18 protein-coding genes are annotated in these 19,644 nt (G+C 30.0%); all 18 read right to left on the bottom strand.

Annotation, left to right across the window (positions count from 1 at the left end; translation table 11 throughout):
• Positions 1–62: 62 nt before the first annotated feature.
• The 18 genes from AC2A1D_RS17315 to AC2A1D_RS17230 all read right to left on the bottom strand — a co-directional run bounded on the left by AC2A1D_RS17315 (position 63) and on the right by AC2A1D_RS17230 (position 19,638).
• A complete protein-coding gene (locus AC2A1D_RS17315) occupies positions 63–1,202 on the bottom strand; it encodes a DegT/DnrJ/EryC1/StrS family aminotransferase (protein WP_484044834.1) in 1,140 nt (379 codons plus the stop codon).
• A gap of 64 nt (positions 1,203–1,266) precedes the next feature.
• Positions 1,267–1,818, bottom strand: a complete 552-nt coding sequence (locus tag AC2A1D_RS17310) for a sugar transferase (protein ID WP_484044833.1) — start codon at positions 1,816–1,818, stop codon at positions 1,267–1,269.
• A gap of 30 nt (positions 1,819–1,848) precedes the next feature.
• The gene (locus tag AC2A1D_RS17305; RefSeq protein ID WP_484044832.1) at positions 1,849–2,745 is read right to left on the bottom strand and encodes an NAD-dependent epimerase/dehydratase family protein; all 897 of its coding nucleotides are present in this window, start codon (positions 2,743–2,745) and stop codon (positions 1,849–1,851) included.
• Positions 2,742–3,947, bottom strand: a complete 1,206-nt coding sequence (locus AC2A1D_RS17300) for a glycosyltransferase family 4 protein (RefSeq protein WP_484044831.1) — start codon at positions 3,945–3,947, stop codon at positions 2,742–2,744. The genes AC2A1D_RS17305 and AC2A1D_RS17300 overlap by 4 nt, the downstream gene beginning before the upstream one ends.
• Positions 3,947–4,807, bottom strand: coding sequence for a dTDP-4-dehydrorhamnose reductase family protein (locus tag AC2A1D_RS17295; RefSeq protein WP_484044830.1), 861 nt, complete (start codon positions 4,805–4,807; stop codon positions 3,947–3,949). Before AC2A1D_RS17295 ends, AC2A1D_RS17300 begins: the two co-directional genes overlap by 1 nt.
• On the bottom strand, positions 4,792–5,913 hold the full coding sequence (gene wecB, locus AC2A1D_RS17290; RefSeq protein WP_484044829.1) for a non-hydrolyzing UDP-N-acetylglucosamine 2-epimerase: 1,122 nt from the start codon (positions 5,911–5,913) through the stop codon (positions 4,792–4,794). Before wecB ends, AC2A1D_RS17295 begins: the two co-directional genes overlap by 16 nt.
• 54 nt (positions 5,914–5,967) lie before the next feature.
• A complete protein-coding gene (locus tag AC2A1D_RS17285; RefSeq protein WP_484044828.1) occupies positions 5,968–6,969 on the bottom strand; it encodes a polysaccharide biosynthesis protein in 1,002 nt (333 codons plus the stop codon).
• A 4-nt stretch (positions 6,970–6,973) separates the two neighbouring features.
• The gene (locus tag AC2A1D_RS17280; protein WP_484044827.1) at positions 6,974–7,732 is read right to left on the bottom strand and encodes an AglZ/HisF2 family acetamidino modification protein; all 759 of its coding nucleotides are present in this window, start codon (positions 7,730–7,732) and stop codon (positions 6,974–6,976) included.
• A gap of 4 nt (positions 7,733–7,736) precedes the next feature.
• Positions 7,737–8,351 (bottom strand): imidazole glycerol phosphate synthase subunit HisH, encoded by a 615-nt coding sequence (hisH, locus tag AC2A1D_RS17275; RefSeq protein ID WP_484044826.1) that lies wholly within the window; start codon positions 8,349–8,351, stop codon positions 7,737–7,739.
• On the bottom strand, positions 8,348–9,484 hold the full coding sequence (locus AC2A1D_RS17270) for an N-acetyl sugar amidotransferase (protein ID WP_484044825.1): 1,137 nt from the start codon (positions 9,482–9,484) through the stop codon (positions 8,348–8,350). Before AC2A1D_RS17270 ends, hisH begins: the two co-directional genes overlap by 4 nt.
• 38 nt (positions 9,485–9,522) lie before the next feature.
• Complete coding sequence (locus AC2A1D_RS17265; protein ID WP_484044824.1) at positions 9,523–10,530, bottom strand: glycosyltransferase; 1,008 nt, start codon at positions 10,528–10,530, stop codon at positions 9,523–9,525.
• A gap of 2 nt (positions 10,531–10,532) precedes the next feature.
• The gene (locus tag AC2A1D_RS17260) at positions 10,533–11,546 is read right to left on the bottom strand and encodes an EpsG family protein (RefSeq protein ID WP_484044836.1); all 1,014 of its coding nucleotides are present in this window, start codon (positions 11,544–11,546) and stop codon (positions 10,533–10,535) included.
• A 209-nt stretch (positions 11,547–11,755) separates the two neighbouring features.
• Positions 11,756–12,895: a hypothetical protein gene (locus AC2A1D_RS17255; protein WP_484044823.1), complete on the bottom strand. Its 1,140-nt coding sequence runs from the start codon at positions 12,893–12,895 to the stop codon at positions 11,756–11,758.
• Positions 12,896–12,897: 2 nt separating this feature from the next.
• Entirely contained in the window at positions 12,898–13,767 is an 870-nt protein-coding gene (locus AC2A1D_RS17250; RefSeq protein ID WP_484044822.1) for a glycosyltransferase family 2 protein, read from the bottom strand.
• Positions 13,767–14,447, bottom strand: a complete 681-nt coding sequence (locus AC2A1D_RS17245; protein WP_484044821.1) for a class I SAM-dependent methyltransferase — start codon at positions 14,445–14,447, stop codon at positions 13,767–13,769. Before AC2A1D_RS17245 ends, AC2A1D_RS17250 begins: the two co-directional genes overlap by 1 nt.
• Before the next feature lie 56 nt (positions 14,448–14,503).
• A complete protein-coding gene (locus AC2A1D_RS17240) occupies positions 14,504–15,601 on the bottom strand; it encodes a glycosyltransferase (RefSeq protein ID WP_484044820.1) in 1,098 nt (365 codons plus the stop codon).
• 1 nt (position 15,602) lies between these two features.
• On the bottom strand, positions 15,603–17,111 hold the full coding sequence (locus AC2A1D_RS17235; RefSeq protein ID WP_484044819.1) for a lipid II flippase MurJ: 1,509 nt from the start codon (positions 17,109–17,111) through the stop codon (positions 15,603–15,605).
• Between the two features lie 166 nt (positions 17,112–17,277).
• The gene (locus AC2A1D_RS17230; RefSeq protein ID WP_484044818.1) at positions 17,278–19,638 is read right to left on the bottom strand and encodes a GumC family protein; all 2,361 of its coding nucleotides are present in this window, start codon (positions 19,636–19,638) and stop codon (positions 17,278–17,280) included.
• Positions 19,639–19,644 lie beyond the last annotated feature (6 nt).

Raw genomic sequence — 19,644 nt, 5'->3', positions numbered from 1 at the left:
TATCGGTCATTCTTGCGAATCTATTGAAGAAAGACTCAGAAAATAAAATCAGTGCTATTGAATTAATCTTCTAAAAAGTAATTCTTAATTACCTTTTCAATTCTTTCCAATTGAAAATCTGTTAAACAAGAACCAGAAGGAAGGCAAAGCCCTTTATTGAATAAATCTTCTGAAACATTGTTACCAAAATATAAAGCATCAGAAAATATAGGTTGTAAATGAAGCGGCTTCCATAAAGGTCTAGATTCAATATTTTCTTCTTGTAAAGCCAATCGCAAACCTTCACTTGATTTTCCAGTTTTTGAGGCATCAATAACAATTGCCGTAAGCCAATGATTCGAATAGAAATCCGATGATGGTTCAGAAAAAACCTCAACGCCAACAATATTTTTGAATATATTTTTATAAAACTTATTAATTCTTCGTCTCGCCTCTACTCTCTCCTCCAAAACATTCATTTGGGCTCTTCCAATACCTGCCAAAATATTACTCATTCTGTAATTGTAACCTGTAATCGAATGTTGATAATGAGGTGCTTCATCTCTTGCTTGAGTCGCCAAAAATATAGCTTTCTCTTTATCTTTTTTTGAGTGACAAATTAAGGCGCCCCCGCCAGAAGTTGTAATTATTTTATTCCCGTTAAACGAGAAAATTCCAAAATCACCAAAAGTTCCGCAATTTTTATTTTTATACTTAGCCCCTAAAGCCTCGGCAGAATCTTCAATTAGAGGAATTTTATATTTATCTGCAATAGCTGTTATTTCATCCATTTTTGCAGGCATTCCGTACAGATGCACAACAATAATAGCTTTAGGTTTTATTCCGTTTAAATTACGATTTTTTATAGCAAATTCTAGAGCTTCAGGACACATGTTCCACGTTTCTGATTCACTATCAATAAAAACAGGTTTTGCTCCGCAGTACACAATTGGATTTGCCGAAGCGATAAATGAAAAAGTTGAAGTAATAACCTCATCGCCTGCAGAAACTCCCAGCAATTTTAAAGCTAGATGAATGGCCGAGGTTGCCGAATTTAAAGCACAAACTTCCACAGAATCTCTTAGAAAATTCTTTAATTGTTCTTCAAAAAGATTAATATTTTCGCCAATTGAAGTTACCCAATTACTTTGAAAAGCTTCTTCAACCAAAGCAAGTTCGCTACCTGAAAGATGCGGTGGTGAAAGCCATATTCTCTCTTTCATAATTTAAAATCAAAAAAGTAAATATAATCTTTCTTCTTAGAACTCGAAATTTAATAACAGAAAACTATTTTTTGATACGGTCTCCTTGACCTTTTCCGCCAACGGTTGCAAAAATATACTTAAAATAGTCAGAAACAGTCAAACTTTCAAGCATTTCGGCGTCTTTTATAGCCAATTCTACGGGTGTCGACATGTCGATTTCATTGATTTGAGAAAGCCCTGTAATTCCCGGAACTACGCTATAAACTCCTCTTTTGTCTCTTTCAGCAATAAGTTCTGTCTGATTGAACAAATTTGGACGAGGCCCCACAAGACTCATATCTCCTGTCAAAACATTGATGAGTTGCGGAAGTTCATCCAATTTAGATTTTCTTAAAAAACTCCCGAATTTGGTTACAGAGGCTTGATTAGAAAGATGGGTTGCCACAGATTTCGTATTCACATCCATCGTTCTGAATTTAATCAGTTTGAAAGGTTTTTTATTTTTCCCTACTCTTTCCTGTACAAAAATGGGCGATCCGGTATCAAACAAACCAATAACATACAAGATGATGAAAATTGGTGAAAGAAAAAGGAGTCCGAAAAAAGCAAATAAAAAGTCGAAAATACGAGTCATGGTTATATTTTTGGGCGAAATTTTGGTAAATTATTTATTTTTAAAACTTTCAATCGTTTTGCTTAAACCTTCTTCCGTAGATTCAGGCAATTGATTAATTTTTAGTGCGTTTTTTATTTTTTCATTTGAAACAACATACGATTCGGTAAGTTTTTTCAATCTCTCTGAGTTTAAAGGTAATTTTGCTTTATCACCAACAGAAGCCACTTTTTCAATTAAAGATTTAGAAATTTTCCACAGCTTCGGTTTTTTACCTAAAACTGAATTAATAATCGAAATTAACTCGTTACTCGAAATACTTCTATCATCTGCAAAGTTATAGATTCCTGAGGAAATATTTTGGTTTAACAACATTTCCGCGATTAAAAAGTTTAAATTATCGATGCCAAGGAACGACCTTTCGTTATGAAAAGCCGCCAAAGGCCATGGAATTCCTTTTTCCACGACTTTGTAAAGTAAGTTTAAATTTCCTTTATTTCCAGGACCGTGAATCATGCAAGGTCTTATGATGAATAACCTTTTCCCGTTTGGTAATTCTTGGTTGAGTAAATATTGTTCTGCTTCATTTTTAGATTTTCCGTATGCCGTTTTGGGGTTGGATTGATGATTTTCATCTAAAATTCCGTCCACAGAATCAGCCGTAGCTTTTACAGAACTGAAAAAGAAGAAATCTCGCGTGTTCGATTTTAAAAATTCACCAAAAAGCTTAATCGTTAAGTCTCGATTAACTTTAAAATACTCAGATTCTTCTGACGTATTTGAAGTATCATGTGCTTTACCTGCAAGATGGATAATTGCATCTGTTTCGTTCGGAAAGCTCCACTGATTCCTCAAAGATAATCCTGAAACTTCAAAACCTTTATTTTCAAGAAATTTCGATAAATTTTGGCCAACAAAGCCATTGACACCGGTAATTGTAAGTTTCATTTTTTTCCTTCTAGAATTGAAATTAATTTATCCAGCAACATTTCTCTTTCAAAGTTATCTTTAAAATATTTCACTCCATTTTCTCCCATTTCTTTTCTTTGTTCGGAAGAAAGATGATATAACTTCTCAACATTTTCTGCTAGTCTTTCAGCGTTTTCAGCGGAAGAAGAAAACCCGCACTTTGCTTTAGTAACAATTTTTGCACCTTCTCCATTCATAGAAACCAACATGGGTTTTCCACACGCCATATACGACTGAATCTTTGCAGGAATAGTAAGATCAAAAATCTTTTCATTCTTCAAAGAAGCGATAAGTGCATCTGCACATGCAAAAAAGTTTGGCATTTCTGTACTAGGAAATGACCCCAAAAGGAAAACATTCTCTTTCACACCTTTTTCTTCAACTATTTTCTCGAAAGTTTCTCTGTAACGACCTTCACCTAAGAAAACCCAATTAACAGGCAATCCTTTCTGTTTAACAATTTGAGCTGCAGAAATAAGCGTATCTAAACTCTGAGACTTCCCTAAATTACCCGCAAAAACAATATTGAATCCTTCAGGTAAAAGTTTTTGATAATCAGGAGAAGCTGGTTTTTCTTTATAAAATGCTTCAGTAGAATTGGGATAGAAAATGAGTTTTTCTTCTGGAACATCTTGCTTCAAAATATATTCTTTAAAGCCTTCTGACTGCACTAGTACTTTATCTGCTTTTTTGTAAATAAGACGTGTAATTTTATCAAAAAAACTTAGTATTAGTGGATTTTTAAAGCCTCCTGCGGCAGTTAAGCTTTCTGGCCATAAATCTTGTACCCAAAAATAATAAGGTGCTTTAAATTTTTTTGAGGCATGAATTGCAGGAATTCCAACGGTAATAGGGGATGGTTCATACACAAATATTTTATCAAAAGAACCTTTAATTTGATTCACCTTTAGCCAACCATACACTACAAAGGAAATATAATTTATAAAAAGTTTAATTCCTCCATTTCCTCGTGGAATTAATTTAGAACGATACACTTTAATACCTTCCCAAATTTCGTCTGAGCTGTTTGAATCATAACCTTCGAAAAAATTACCAGAAGGATAGTTTGGAAGTCCCGTTAAAACCGAAACTTCATGTCCTCTTTCTTTTAACCCTAAAACAAGGTCGTTTATTTTAAAATTCTCAGGCCAGAAATACTGAGAAATAACTAAAATCCTCATTAATAAAAATATAAATTTTCATGTTCTTGCATCCACACTAGTTGCTCTTCGAGCATCGTTCTGTAATCTGGAACATAATAGGGTAAAACTAAGGATTTTTTCAAGGATTTATCGACTTTCTTATTATCAAATGCTAGAATTTCGACATTTTCTTTCTTCCAAATCTCCTTAAATAAAGAAATTAGATGAAATTTATCAATAGGAACTCCGTTGGTAAGATGTTTTAGCCCTGTTTGTTTGTTTAGAATACAATATTCTATTGTTTTTGCAAGCTCTAAAGTGGTAACTCCGCTCCAAATTGCAGAAGTATATCCATTTACTTTACCCGTTTGATTCATAAACCAATGGAAAAGGCCAATTCCTTTTTCGTTAAGTTCGGGACCAATAATTGAAGTTCTTAATGTAAGATCTTTTTGATTTACAACTTCTCCCAACGCCTTTGATTGTGCGTAGAAACCTTCACCATCTTTAAGGGCATTCTCCTCATAATTTCCTTTTTTACCATTGAAAACACAATCTGTACTGATGTGAATAACTTGTGTTTTAGAATCTTTGGTAATTTCTTCTAAAAAGTGGGGAAAATAACTATTGAACCAAATTGCTTTTGCTGGATGGTCTTCAGCATCTTTATTTAAAATTCCGATACAATTTATAACTGTATCAAATTTTTCTGTTTGAATGATTGATTTTAGTTTTTCAGTATTAGAAACATCAAGTGAGAATATTTGTTGATTTTCAATAATATTTCTGGCAATTCCATACACTTCAAAACCAACATTTTTTTTTAGATAATGATAAAGCATATGACCTGCCATACCTTTAATCCCGATAACAAGTATTTTTTTTATTTCTTGTTCCATATTACTTTGTCAACAATCGAAGTATAGCTTTGTATTGCTTTTATAACACGATCTGAAGTATTGGTAACTTCATATTCAAATGGAAGACGAATCTCAGCATCAAAAAGGCCTTTTGATATTTTGATGGCATTCAACATTTGATCTTTAGAAATTCCTCCTAAAACAATTGTTCCTGCATCGATTGCTTCTGGTCTTTCCGTACTTGTACGAATACTTACTGCTGGGAAACCCATCATTGCAGATTCTTCACTAATAGTTCCACTGTCTGAAAGTACAATAAATGATTTGCTTTGTAATTTTACGTAATCAAAAAAACCAAGTGGAGCTACATTCTTAATTAAAGGATGAAACTGAATATTATTTTTTTCAATTTTATTTTTTGTACGAGGATGTGTAGAAAAGATAATTGGCATTTGATACTTTTCCGCAACTGCGTTGATTGACTCTACCAGTATTTCAAAATGATTATCCAGATCAATATTTTCTTCGCGATGCGCACTTACCACAATAAAATTATCTTCTTGTAATGATAAACGTTCTACTACATCGCTATTTTCAATCTTAGATTTATATTTATTTAGAACTTCTTTAAGAGGAGATCCTGTTACAAAAACATGATCTTTTCTAAAACCTTCACTTAATAAATATCTTCTGCTGTTTTCTGTGTACGTAAGATTGATGTCACTAATATGATCTGATATTTTTCTATTAATTTCCTCAGGAACATTTTGGTCAAAGCATCTATTCCCTGCTTCCATGTGGAAAATCGGAATTTTCAATCGTTTTGCTGCAATCGTGCTTAGAACACTATTGGTATCTCCTAAAACTAAAAGTGCATCTGGTTTTTCGTTTGCAAGAATTTCAAACGATTTTGAAATAACATTTCCTATAGTTTCTCCCAAATGATTACCTGAAACGTTTAGAAAGTAATCAGGTTTACGAAGTTCTAGATCCTCAAAAAAAATTTCGTTCAATTCATAATCATAATTTTGTCCGGTATGAATAAGAATATGATTAAAATATGTATCGCATTTCTTGATACACTCTGTAAGACGAATAATCTCTGGTCTTGTTCCTAAAATCGTTGCAACTTTTAGTTTTTTCATTGTATTTGTATTCAGATCTCTAATTTTTAATAGATCTTACTTTTAGCTACTTTATTATTTAACTGAAAAGAGATTTAATCCTTTTAACAAATTCTTAACTCCCTCTACATCTAGTCTTTTAGTATTATGCGAATTATAATCATCCAAAAGAGTTACAATCTGATGCCCTTCAGAAAAGAATTTTGCGTAGTTTAAATCTCTATTGTCCGCAGGAATCCTGTAAAATTCTCCCATATCTTCTGCATTCATCATTTCTTCTCTTGTACAAAGCGTTTCGTAAAGTTTTTCACCATGCCTTGTTCCGATAATTTTAATTTTATTTTTCGCACCTTTTAGCTCTAAAATAGCTTGTGCTAAATCTCCAATTGTAGTTGCGGGAGCTTTATTTACAAATAAATCACCAGGATTACCATGTTCAAAAGCAAAAAGAACCAAATCAACCGCCTCTTCCAAAGACATCAAAAAACGAGTCATATTAGGATCAGTAATTGTTAAGTCTTCATTTTTATTGATTTGATCAACAAAAAGTGGAATTACAGAACCTCTTGAAGCCATTACATTACCATATCTCGTAAGACATACCACTGTTTTTTTTAGATTTCTGGCTTCCGCAATAGCTACTTTCTCCATCATCGCTTTAGAAATTCCCATTGCGTTAATAGGATAAGCTGCTTTATCAGTTGACAAACAAATAACTTTTTTTACGCCATTAGAAGAAGCTACTCTTATAACATTCTCTGTACCTTCTACATTAGTTTTCACTGCCTGCATTGGGAAAAACTCACAAGAAGGAACCTGCTTTAGCGCTGCTGCATGAAAAACATAATCAACGTCTTTCATTGCATAATCTAAGCTGTTATAATCTCTTATATCGCCAATAAAATATTTAATTTTATCATTTTTGTAATGGTTACGCATATCATCTTGTTTTTTTTCATCCCTTGAAAAAATGCGTATTTCTGCAAAATGATCTGTATTTAAAAATCTATTGAGGACAGCAGTACCAAAGGAACCTGTACCACCTGTAATCAATAATATCTTATTTTTAATCTGCATGTCTCTATTTAAATACTTTATTTTTTTTATCTTTTGAAGGATATGTTATCAATACAGCTCTATTTTTATCCAAATATACAAAAAGGCTTCCTGCAACAACTCCTACATTTCCGTGTTTATTTATTACTTCTTTAATATCTTCAAAACTTCCAGCACCTCCTAAAAAACATAATGGTAAAGAGGTTAAACTTCTTACTTTCTCAAGTAATGAGTAATCATACCCTTCCATTGTTCCATCTTTATCTATCGAATTTATAACAATTTCTCCAACACCTAAACCTTCAGCTTTTCTTATAATTTTTTGAAAATCTTCTTTGATTTTTACTTTTCCATTATGTACAAAAATAGTATAATTTTCATCAATTTTCCTTAGGTCTAAAACCAAAACTACGCTTTGAGAACCTATAGTTCTCACCATTTTTTTTATTTCTTTCTCATTTTCAAAAAAAAGTGAAGAAATTGCAATTTTTTCTATTCCTAACTGTAAAATTTTCTTTGCAGAAGCTTCTGTTTTTACTCCTCCACCATAACAAATTGGCATTCTTGATTGCCTAGCAATTTTTTCAAGCAGTTCATAATCTGGTTCATTTTTTTTTACTGATGCATCAATATCAAAGATTATTACTTCATCAACCTCTTTTTCATTAAAAATCCTAATTGTATTTAAGGGATCACCAATGTACTTTTCATTTTTGAAATTAATTGTCTTTACAAGTCCGTGATTTCGCAACAACAAACTTGGTATTATTCTCGCTCTTATCATTTAGCTATAATTTAGCAAAATTAAATAATAATTTCTCTCCGCAACGATGACTTTTTTCTGGATGAAATTGTGTTCCATACACATTACCTTTACAGATTGCTGAAGTAAATTCCCCTCCAAATTCACTTATTCCAAAAACTTGATCATTTTCATGAGAATCAAAATAATATGAATGTAAAAAATAGAATAAAGAATCTTTTTCAATTCCATGAGTTAATTTGTTCTCTTTAATAAAATGTACGTCATTCCACCCCATATGTGGTAATTTGCTTTGATGAGATACTTTAGTTACATCTATTTTTTTTATTATCCCTTTTATCCATCCAAGCCCATTAGAAATACCTTCTTCGCTACTTTCAGCCATTAATTGCATTCCTAAACAAATACCAAGTACTGGAATTTTTTTTTGAAGAACTAATTCGTTCAAGACTTGTTTCATACCAGAAGCCTCAAGATTTTCCATAGCATAATCAAAACTTCCAACGCCTGGTAAAATAAGTTTTTCTACATCAGTTAAATCTTCAACATTGGTGGCAACTTTCACAGGAATTCTCATTCTTTCGTATGCATTTATAAAAGCTTTAGTATTTCCAATACCGTAATCAACAACTGTAATCATCTAAAAAGTCTTTTTTCCAAACCTAGACTTGTAAGAACTTTTGCTCCTAAACCAATAAAGTTCCTTTTGTTCTTATAGTCTTTAAATGTTTTATTTTCGCCTTCAAATAAGCCCTTTAATTCTTCTACTGTAATTCCTAATTTATTTGCTACATATTCAAATTCCCTATTAACTTCATCTTTTCCCATTTCAGGAAATTTTAATTTTTCTAAGGCTTCTTCCCTTGTCATTTGACCAGTTAGAATCAAACTTGAAAAGTGTACTTTTCGTCTATCGAACCCAAATTTTTTAGGCAACCAAAAATCTTCAAAAAACCTGGTAAAAACTGATTCATGATGCTTATGAGTAAACCTCTCCCAACCATATTTTGCATATAATAAATCTTCTGCATCCTTTTTAATAAATTGAACATAATTGAGTGGATTTATAACGTGCAGACCGAAAAAATATTTATACAGAATTTTGTATTCTAATATATCGATTATAGGAAATTTCTGCAATTTTTTCTTTCCAAATTTTTGGTGAATATCATTTATAAGCATTTTGTCGATACCAGCATAAGCGCCCCATTCCTCTGGCTCTTTACAACATTCTGTAGAAAAATTGGCTCCTGTTAAAATATATTTTATTCTATTTTTCTTAGCATATTTATACAAAGCAGAAAAAAAGGCAATATCCTGCGGCAAATCTTGGTCAGGAATCTGAGATTTCAAAAATGAGAGTTGAAGACTTTTCATTTCTTCCCAATCAATTACCTCAGTATACAAGTCTACTTGAAGTCCTTTTACTAGCTTTTCAATATTTGAAACTGCTTGGTTTGTATTCCAGCCAGCATCTACATGAAACGCTAAAGGATTCAAACCCATTATTTCTTTAGCTATATAAAGCATATATGAGCTATCTAAACCTCCACTAATACCTATAATACAATCGTATTTGTTTTTACATTTACTACTTTTTATTTTGTCTGCTACTTTTATTAAATAATCTGGATTATTCATTCCATACTTCCATGATGGTAGTATGTTTTTATCAAAATTCACAGCATAATCACTCTCCCCTTTCTCATTAAAAATAATCTTTGAATCAGTGTTATCCATCACTGTTCTAGAGCATATATGTTTTTTTTTCATCTAAAAAGGGAATTTGCGTCTTTTTAAATTAATTATTATTACAATAACTTTATTAAAGCCTCAATTTGGTTACTAGCTTTGGTTTGTGAAAATTTTAAATCTTCTTTAAGCGATAAAGATAGTGTTTTTGCTATAGAATCTTCATCAAAAGGGTTAAATGTTAAAGAAGGTTCACATACGGCATATAAATATGGTAATTCTGCACCAATAACTTTACATCCACAATCTATAGCTTCTAATATTGCAAGACCGAAGCTTTCGGCAAGTGAAGGATAAACTAAAAATTCCGCTGAACTATAAACATTTACTAATTCGCTCCTATCAATAAATCCTAAATTTACAATTGGGTAACCCTGATTTTGTTTTGCTTTAATAAGGTCGATTAAATGTTGATATGAATAATCTACAGTTATTATTAATTTACCTTTTTTTTCTTGATCATAAAACTTACAAAATGCATTGATGAGGCGTAAATGATTTTTGTGTGGCACTGCGTTACTCACAAATACAAAAGTTTCTTTTTCTCTTTCCGCATTAAGATTTCTCTCCATAGGCGGGTAAAATGGTACCCGAAGAATTTTATGTTCTGAAATATTAAATTTATTCTTAAAGTTTATGGTAATAGTATCAGTTTGTAACATCCAGAAATCACTATTCTTCGCAAAAAAATTTAAAACGCTTCTTTTTAAAAAAAATAAGAACTTAAATTTAGCAGAGGATTCTTTTGGAACTTTTATATAAAGGTCTGAGTGCAAATAAGTATAAACTTTAACCTTTAATTTTACACTTGGTGGTAAATCTCCAAAACATAAAACGGAACTGAATTTGCTTTTGTTTTTCAAATAGAAAAGATGCCTTTTAAACAATGAAGCTTCCAAGTAATAAATTTCGTTTGATGAATTTTTCAGAAAATTCATTTTACCTTCTACTCTTTTGTCAAGAAGGTAAATACATTTCTTATGTGTCTTTTCAAGCTCTTGTAAAAGATAATCTAGCAGGATTTTTCCTCCACTGTCATTAATATATATTGCGTCGATGAGTAACATTTCTAAATTTTTGTTTTCATTACTTCTGTTTTATTAAAAATTGATTTATAAGGAACATACAAATCATAATAACCTGCAATTGCACTTTGTAATCTTGTAAGGAAGTAAAAAACCATTATAAGAAGAATAATATTTTGAATTTGTTTATCCTTAAAATATAAAATAATGAAAGGACACAAAAATATTTGAACGGCATCATAATAAACTGAAAAACGAATAAGAGCGACCGACATAGGCACAAAAATAATAAATGTACTAATTCCTACTAAATAAAGATTGAAAAAACCTCTATACAAACTATCCGTGGCGTATAACTTATAAAAAAAGAGCGTTATCACAATGATAGCTAATCTATAAGACACACCTCTCATCATAGTTTCAAAAGGTGAATAAGAAGATCCAAATGCATTTTTGCTCTCTCTAAGATATGTCTCACTTTTTTCCGAAATAATAGATATATCTAAAACTACAAGATAAGAAAACAATTTTTTAGCAAAAAAAGTAAGCCCAAAAGAAATCAAAACTACCGCTATAATTTGAAACCTACTTAAATTCAGTTTCCAAATAAAATATGCTGGTAAAAAAATTATTGCAGATCGATGAATTAAAAAAGCTCCCAATACTGAAAGTAAAAACCCATAAAGTTTTCTATTGATAATAAAATGTAATGACAACATTACAAAAGCCATTGCCAAAGTTTGTCTCACAAAAAAAATTGATGCAAAACTATATGAAAACCATAAGAAAATTGAAAGTATTGGTGAAAGAGAATGCTTTCTGATAATATAGTAATTCAGCAAATAAATAATAACCGCTTGTACTAAAAGCATGTACGTATAAGTATTTGTAAAATACCTTACGATAGAAAATAGTTGAAAATATAAAATTTCATAAGATTCTTTATAATATTTTACAATATTCAAATCTCTGAACATGTAGTAGTAAGGCAACCAATCCGTTCCTTTTTCCCATCTTAAAAATGAAAGAAAGAAAAAGATAAGAATTGGAAATATCATCATCTTTTTTGAGAGATTCTTTCCAAAATTGAGTTCTACAAAACTAAGTAAAGCTAGTAACGAGAATATAATATATAAGTACATGAATGTCTATAATTTTATACAGCTAAATTGCTTATTTATGATTTTTCAACTTTTTTTGACATTATAATGATAAATTCATTAACTACTCTTATAAACTTTATGAAAATAACATTCTTATTTTGAATTCAGTTCAAAATAATATTTTGATAATTATATTGTTCCTGAATCTGCTGAAAATCATAATCCGTAACACCAAAATTTCTTTTTCCCGAAATAACATCTTCAATTATAACTTTCATTTCCATTACATTTTGACAAACAATTCCAACATCATTATCTTCTAAAATAGATTTACAATAGTCATTATCAAGACAAATTATCCTTTTCCTATTATTTATCGCATCGAAAATAGCCCCACTTGCAGTTAATCTATACATTGTTTTATTGTAAAAAAACATAATAATATCCAAGTTATCAATTGCTTTATTAAAGTCTTCTGTAGAAAGTATCTGCCCTTTTTCTGCGGCAAAATGCACTAATGGAAATTGACTTTTATCATAATAATGTAAACCAATAAGATGCATTTCGACCGTTCTATTTTCTATTTTTTCTTTTAAATATTCAGATAAAATAAAAAAATTATCTGTCCCTTTATCTTTATCTGCTACACCTACAATACCGATTTTTAAAACCTTATTTAGGGAATACCCTGTTATTTTTCTTTTTTGAAAAAAATACGGATGATTAATATATGAAAATTTGTTTTGATGATTTGGAAAAAGCTGAGTAAGATTATTTTTTATTGATTTTCCTAAAAGCAATAAAGATATATTTTCATTTATTGGATGATTAAAAAACATTAAAATCATTTTCTTATACCATCTTAAAGGTTTAAAAAGGGGAATTTGCTCTTTTAAAAGATACTCAAGCTCACCATGGCAAATAATTTGAATTGACACTTTACAAAACTTTGAAACTGTGTTTAAATATAATGTTGAAAATTCATTAAGAGAAGATAAAATAATTTTTTCTTTTTTACGATACTTTAAAATACATCTTAGAATTGTAAAAGCACCAAAAAGTTTTCTTATAAAAATATGATAGGAAAGTTCACCACTTGGAACAAAAACACTTTTAAAATCTACATTTTTTATTGATATATTTGATCTATCATTAATTTTCTTCTTTAGGTTCTCAATTGAAGAAGGGCTTGCTATATATTCCACGTGATCATAAGATTGAGACATAATAAGAAGAAAAGAGAGATTAAAAATCTCATGAAAAGTTCCTTGAGATTGGCTATCTACAAATACAACTTTCTTCATTGTTAAAATAAAGATTTAAATATACTTTTTAAGTAAAGCTTATTTTCACTCATTGTATAATCATTTTTTAAAAGACGTAAAAAAATTACAGGTAACTCCGCAAATATAAATAAGGAATAAAAACGATCGTGTTTTCTTAGAAAATAGTATTTGCTTTGCTCCATAATAATGCGTTTAAAATTAGAATATTTAGTATTAGCTCCATCACTTGCTCCTTCCAAATGAATAATTTGGGTAGTGGTTATGATATAGTTTTTATTTCCTTTTGTATTTAATCTTTTCTGAAGATCCGTTTCTTCATAGTACAAAAAGAAACTTTCATCAAAGCCTCCAATCTCTTCATACTTTTTTTTGCTCATAAAAAGATCTGCCCCTGTTACAAAATCAATATTTTGGTATTCTTTTCCCTTATCTACTTTAAAAACTGGAATGGGTAATCTTAAATAAGATCTAAGAAAGTAATTACTCATTGGATAGTAGCTTCCACTATTAATAATATTATTGTTTTGATCTACCAATACACATCCCAAGGCACCAATTTTAAGATTAATTTCATTATCCGAATAAAAATCCAATAACTTCTTGATCGAGTTCTCAATCAATATAGTATCGGAATTTAATAAAAAAATGAACTTTCCTAAAGAATTTTTCACTCCTAAATTATTAGCCGTACCAAAACCTGCATTAGTTTGATTCTGGATATATTTTACGCCTTCAATTTTACTTAAAAGTTTCGCAGACATATCCTGAGATGCATTATCTACAACAATAATTTCATAAGTGAATCCAAAAGAATGATTTTTGATACTATTAATACAATTGATAGTTAAATCACAGGTATTATAATTCACTAAAATGATAGAAACTTGCACTATTTTTTCTTTTTAGCAACGATTCCAAACTGTAAATATCCCCAATCTTTAAAATAATTAAAAGTTGCAATGTTAAACAATATGAACTTTTTGCTTCCAGTTTTATTAAGACCAACCAAATTTACAATTTCGTAGCCGTTTTCGTTAAAAAGCCTTTGAATACTTTTTCTTGTAAAAAACCTGACATGGGTTTTATCTAATGTTCCCCCATCTGTGTATTTCCAATCTTTTTTCATAATAATCTCCTCGAAAAAAATATGAAAAAATAATATATTTGGCATCGAAGCAACAATTACTCCGTTTTCATTTAGAAAATTGTTACAAGCTTGAAGCGCTTCTCCCGGATCCAAAATATGTTCAAGCACATCATTAAAAGTTATACAGTCAAATTTTTGATTTTGTAGCTCTGGTAAATCTACAGTAAAAAAACTATTGTAAACTTTGTCTAATTTTTCTGCAGCTTTTTTAGCAGAAATTGTATGTGGCTCTATTCCCCAAACTATTGAGTCTATTCTACTTTTTTTTATATAATGACCAAATGAACCATCACTGCAACCAACATCTAAAAATGTTTTGCAATATGAAGGAACAAGATGCGCAACCTCGGGTCTAGAATTTGCGTAATAATCGTTTGATTTTTTTTCGTAATCTTCTTTTAAGATATCAAATGTATTTTGCATATAAAGTTTACTATTTAAATTTTGCTATCAAATCTATGACAGAAGTGTTTATTTGATTATTTTTCTAGCATGTGATATAAATTCTTTACAATAACAGCCCAATCATATTTGTCATCCGCATATTTCTTAATATATTTAGGATCAGGCAAATCTATTTTATCATCAATAATATTTTGGAGGATTTCGCTTAATTTTCTACTGTCTCCAATGGGAAACAATTTTCCGTACTTTCCATTATCTAGTATTTCTCGTGACGGCAATAAATCTGTGGAAATTATATAACATCCTTTAGCTATAGCCTCCACCATTACAAGCCCAAAACTTTCAAATTTTGAAGTTAGTAAAAATATTTTTGCTTTACTATAATACTTATCTAGCTCCGCTCGACTTGTAATATTACCCATAAAAAAAACTTTTTCTATAAGTTTGGGATTATTGAGATAAAATTCTTTTATTTTATTGGTAAATAACTCATCAAAAGGGCCAATAATATAACATTTCCAATCTTCTAAATCTACTTCAGATAAAGCTTTCATTAAAGTTTCAGTATCTTTTGCTGGCAAACCAACTCTTCCCACTGTTATAAAAACTTTTTCTTTAAGAATTGGTAAACACTTGTTATCAGATTTAAAACCATTGGGTAACCACTCGCATTTTATTGCTGTTTGAGTATTAAAAAATTTATTTATTTTTTCAGTTTCTACTGTATTTAAATGTACATTACTGAATAAAAATTCTTTACATTTAGCCTTAAAGCCTTTACTAAAATCAATATTTAACGAACTTTCATTCAAATCTAGTTTAAAATAAAATTTCAATTTTCCAAATGATAAAATGCGAAAAAAATTGGCAATGAATAACTTATTAAAAGAAGGATGAAACATCATTATGAAATCATATTTCCAAAAATTAAGAAGTAAAAAAGAAAAAATGTTAAGATCTTCATTTTTAAAAATCTTTTTCAGCTGTACATATTTTAACCCCTCAACCTCATCTTTCAAATAAGGTAATTTTTCTTTCTTTTCATAAAAAGAAATAGAACTTTCATAATACCCATCATTTTGCAACATAAAAGGTATCATTCCGACATCTTTTACTAGATGTACGTTTTCTCCAATAGGAAAAATTGAATGAAATTTTTTACGTTTATACATTTTAAAGTTTACTTCTAATTTTATTTTTAACAAAATCAATTACCAAATTTTTCTCTTCAATATTGAAAAGCCATCCAAGAACCAATATTAGAAAACATAAGATACAAGATGTTAGCACTAAACTAACAAGATTATTATCAAATATCAAATGTTTACTTAGCCCAAAACAAACTAATGCCAAAAGAATTACCATACAAAAGTATCGTAAAGTTTTAAGCTTTAATTCATTTTTAAAAGGATATTTATAATACATTAATATTCCAAAACACAAATGTGATACTAATATAGATAAAGGAAAAACGTATTGAGCCAAAATATTATATAATGCAAAATTTAAAGCAATTACCATAACCTGCGTTAAGACGCCCATTAATGCATATCTTTTTTGACTTTGTGATGATAATAACGCCATTCCAAATACTACATAAAGAAAAACACCAATAAGCGAAATAGAGTAAAGTATTGAAAGATTAGCAATTAATTGGAGACTTTGAGTATTAATCGTGCCTTTATCATATAATAGATATACTAAAGGTAAAGAAGCTCCACTAATAAAAGCAACAATCACTCCAATTGTCAAAATACCTATTTGAAACATTTTTCTAAATTCTTCATTAAATTTTTCAATATCTTTTTTCAAATATGCAGTTGAAAGAACTGGCACTAAAATTGTTGTTATAATACTAATTATAATACTATATAAAAGTGTAGGTATACGATTAGAAAAATCAAGAATTGATATGGTTCCTTCTCCAAGCTTTGCTGCAAGAATTTTTTCAACAATTCCATTTATTTGCCCAAAAAAATAAGGAAAGAAAAAAGGCAATGCAAAAAGAAAAAACAATTTAAACCCTGAAAAACTAAAGTTCCATTTTTTTAAAGTAATAAGCTGAATATTTTTTTTGTGAAGAAAATATATAATAAATCCTAGCAGTAAAAAAGTAGAAATATATTGAGAAAAGACTAAAGCATAAATTCCCAAACCATCTGCCAAAAATATTAATAAAATAATATTTATTACTGTACTAAAAAATGCAGAAATTTCCGCAATATTGAAAATCTCATATGCATTAAGTATACTCAGCCCTATTTGCATAAGCTGATTAATCAATAGCATGGGAGCAACATAATATAGCATATTTACCAATACTACTCTTTGCTTCATGTTGTATTCTGGGGCAATAATTTCTGAAAACTTTTGAGGAAACAAATAAATAACCACTATCAAAAACAGAGAAAATATAATAAAATAGGTGATAAGAGATTGTGTATACTCAAGAGCTTTCTCCTGTGATTCAGTTTCTTTTAATGTGATAAACTTAGTTCTGAAAGTTTCGTTTACAGGTCCCCAAATTGCCAAATCAATCACCATAATAGTAGTGAAGACTAAAAGCCAAACATCTTTTTCAAGGCTTACACCAAAATATTTTGCTGTGAGTGATAACAGTAAAATATTAAGAGGTACTTTTAAAAGCTTTAGTAAAAAAAGTAATCCGGCTTGCTTTCTCACGACATAATAAATTAAAAAGATTCTTCTTTAATAGAAGTAAAAACAGTCTCACTTTAAGAAGTAAGTTACTATACATATTTGCTTCAATAAATTTGTAATTTTCAGATAAGATAATAGTATTTCTTATATATCAAAAGCATTACTAAAAAAATCTTTAATATATTTCTTAGAACTTAAACCAATTTATCCAACTCTTTTTTTGTTGAGCTCCATAACCATAACCATACTTATAGCCATACCCATACCCACTATTTTTCTTACTTACATCATTCAAGACAAATCCCACATTCTTAATTTTATTAAGATCAATCTGTTCATTTGCAAAACCTCCCACAAGTTCTTTTTCTGTATAATTTGATCTTGTAACATACATAGTCATGTCTGCTATATCAGCAATTAAGAATGAATCTGTAACCAACATTAAAGGTGCTGTATCTAGAATTATATAATCATAATCTGTCTTTAATGATTCAATGAGTTCCTCATATCTACCATTCGCCAATAATTCTGTTGGATTTGGTGTAATAGCTCCAGAATAAATTATATCACAATAAGGATTAAATGTTGACGGATGTATAATTTCTTCCTTAGGAATTGTCAGATCATACATAAATTCAGAAAGACCTGCAATCCCTTTTCTAGATTCATTATATCTCTGTAACTGAGGATTTCTAATATCCGAACCGATTATGATTACTTTTTTTCTAGGAGTTGCTAACGTAAGCGCCAAATTAAAGGATGCAAAAGTTTTCCCCTCTCCTTTTACCGTTGACGTCACAAAAATCACATTTCCTTTTTTATTTTTTGGTAACATGAAATTCATATTGGTTATCAATATTCTAAACGCTTCTGCCAAAGGAGAAAGATCATTCAATTGTACTAATTCATTTTCGCCTTTCGACAGCGAAGGCAACTCTCCAATTACAGGTTTTCCTCTAAGAAGTTTTTCTAAATCATGTTTTGATCTAATTTTGTCATTAAACAATTCTACGATATAAATTATAGCGACTGGAAATAAAAAACCAATAGCCAAAGCCAACAAGTATATCATCTGTCTTTTTGGTGATATTGGACCTGGACTAGTGAGAGCATCATCAACAATTCTTGCTTTTGGAGCTGCTATTGCAAGAGAAATTGCTGCTTCCTCTCTTTTTTGAAGTAATAATAAATACAATTCTTCCTTTATTGTTTGCTGCCTTTCAATACTTCTAAATAATTTTTCTTGCACAGGTACTCTAGAAATTTTTCCAGCAACTCTATTTTTCTCTCCAGTAATTGCATTTTTTCTGATTTGCAATGCTGTTCTACTTTTATTTAAGCTTTCCGAAATGGATGTACGTAAGCTTGTAATCTGTTTTGTTACATCTTGTACAACAGGATTCAAAACAGTAGAACCTTCTAATAACCTGTTTCTTTCAGAAATCAATTGATTATAAACTGCAATATCTGAAGATGTTTTGGAATCTTCAAGACCTACATTTAATGGTAAAACCTGATACGCGCCTTGTTTATTCAAATAATTAGACAAACTATTTACTAATTCAAGTTGAGATTCTGTCTCCAGTTGTGCATGTTGGGAATCTGCCTCTGTTTTTAATGACAGTTCTGCTTCAGATTTTATATCAGTAATGTTATTTTTTTCTTTAAAATCTTCTTTCTGATTTTCTACTTTCCCTAATTCCTCACCAATTAATTTTACTCTACCATCAATAAACTCAGCCGTTTTTTGTGCTTCAGAATTTTTGTCTAGAACCGCCTCTCTATTATAATTCACTGAAAGTCTGTTTAAAATATCCTCTGCTTTCTTCGGAACTGGTGAATCCATTGATATCTTAAGTACTGTTGCTTCTTCCTTTATCAATTCAATATTAAGCCCCTTTAATAGATCACGAGTTCTATTGATAGCAGAAGAGAATGCTAATCTGTACGATACACCTTTCCAAGCTTTGGGATTAAACTTAGGATTTTTCTGAAACATTATCACACCAAAAGGCATAGAAACAGCCTTATTAAACTCTGAAACGATATTTTTTTTAAAAGATTCACTCTCCAAAATAACATTATTATTTTCAATCATGGCGAAGACTGGAGAAGAAGGATATGAAGCATTAGGTTTTTCATTAATAACTCTTACAACAAAAGGAGACATCTCTTTGTACAGTTCAAACTCTTTTATTTTCCCTTGGGAATATACGGAAGTTTCTAATCCCAATTCTTTTACAACCGACATCATTAATTTCTTAGATCGTAATATTTCGATTTCGTTATCAATAGAATTTGTCCCCATGCTTCCCATTCCCCCTAATTCAGAAACAATAGACATTTCTGGAGAACCGGCAAGCGACTTATTCACTTCTTTAATTAATAAAGTTGTTTCAGTATTATAAACAGTGTCTGAATACCTTAGAAAAAACCATGCAGCAAGAACAGCTAAAAAGCAGCCAATAACAAACCAATACCATCTGAAAAAATAAGGTTTCAGAATTTCCCTTAAATTGATGGTATCTCTCTGCACTTGCTGAGTCATATTATT

This window comes from Chryseobacterium sp. HNCC26DJ239, from assembly GCF_057180445.1.
The sequence above is the reverse complement of the archived record's forward strand: the minus strand, read 5'-3'. Positions and strand labels throughout refer to the sequence as shown.

Excerpts from the sequence above, each read along its gene's own strand:
- AC2A1D_RS17270 (WP_484044825.1), bottom strand. The coding sequence starts at position 9,484 with ATGAAAAAAAAACATATATGCTCTAGAACAGTGATGGATAACACTGAT.
- AC2A1D_RS17315 (WP_484044834.1), bottom strand. The coding sequence starts at position 1,202 with ATGAAAGAGAGAATATGGCTTTCACCACCGCATCTTTCAGGTAGCGAA.
- AC2A1D_RS17255 (WP_484044823.1), bottom strand. The coding sequence starts at position 12,895 with ATGAAGAAAGTTGTATTTGTAGATAGCCAATCTCAAGGAACTTTTCAT.
- AC2A1D_RS17230 (WP_484044818.1), bottom strand. The coding sequence starts at position 19,638 with ATGACTCAGCAAGTGCAGAGAGATACCATCAATTTAAGGGAAATTCTG.
- AC2A1D_RS17300 (WP_484044831.1), bottom strand. The coding sequence starts at position 3,947 with ATGAGGATTTTAGTTATTTCTCAGTATTTCTGGCCTGAGAATTTTAAA.
- AC2A1D_RS17295 (WP_484044830.1), bottom strand. The coding sequence starts at position 4,807 with ATGGAACAAGAAATAAAAAAAATACTTGTTATCGGGATTAAAGGTATG.
- AC2A1D_RS17310 (WP_484044833.1), bottom strand. The coding sequence starts at position 1,818 with ATGACTCGTATTTTCGACTTTTTATTTGCTTTTTTCGGACTCCTTTTT.
- wecB (WP_484044829.1), bottom strand. The coding sequence starts at position 5,913 with ATGAAAAAACTAAAAGTTGCAACGATTTTAGGAACAAGACCAGAGATT.
- AC2A1D_RS17260 (WP_484044836.1), bottom strand. The coding sequence starts at position 11,546 with ATGATATTTCCAATTCTTATCTTTTTCTTTCTTTCATTTTTAAGATGG.
- AC2A1D_RS17265 (WP_484044824.1), bottom strand. The coding sequence starts at position 10,530 with ATGTTACTCATCGACGCAATATATATTAATGACAGTGGAGGAAAAATC.
- hisH (WP_484044826.1), bottom strand. The coding sequence starts at position 8,351 with ATGATTACAGTTGTTGATTACGGTATTGGAAATACTAAAGCTTTTATA.
- AC2A1D_RS17305 (WP_484044832.1), bottom strand. The coding sequence starts at position 2,745 with ATGAAACTTACAATTACCGGTGTCAATGGCTTTGTTGGCCAAAATTTA.
- AC2A1D_RS17245 (WP_484044821.1), bottom strand. The coding sequence starts at position 14,447 with ATGCAAAATACATTTGATATCTTAAAAGAAGATTACGAAAAAAAATCA.
- AC2A1D_RS17240 (WP_484044820.1), bottom strand. The coding sequence starts at position 15,601 with ATGTATAAACGTAAAAAATTTCATTCAATTTTTCCTATTGGAGAAAAC.
- AC2A1D_RS17280 (WP_484044827.1), bottom strand. The coding sequence starts at position 7,732 with ATGATAAGAGCGAGAATAATACCAAGTTTGTTGTTGCGAAATCACGGA.
- AC2A1D_RS17285 (WP_484044828.1), bottom strand. The coding sequence starts at position 6,969 with ATGCAGATTAAAAATAAGATATTATTGATTACAGGTGGTACAGGTTCC.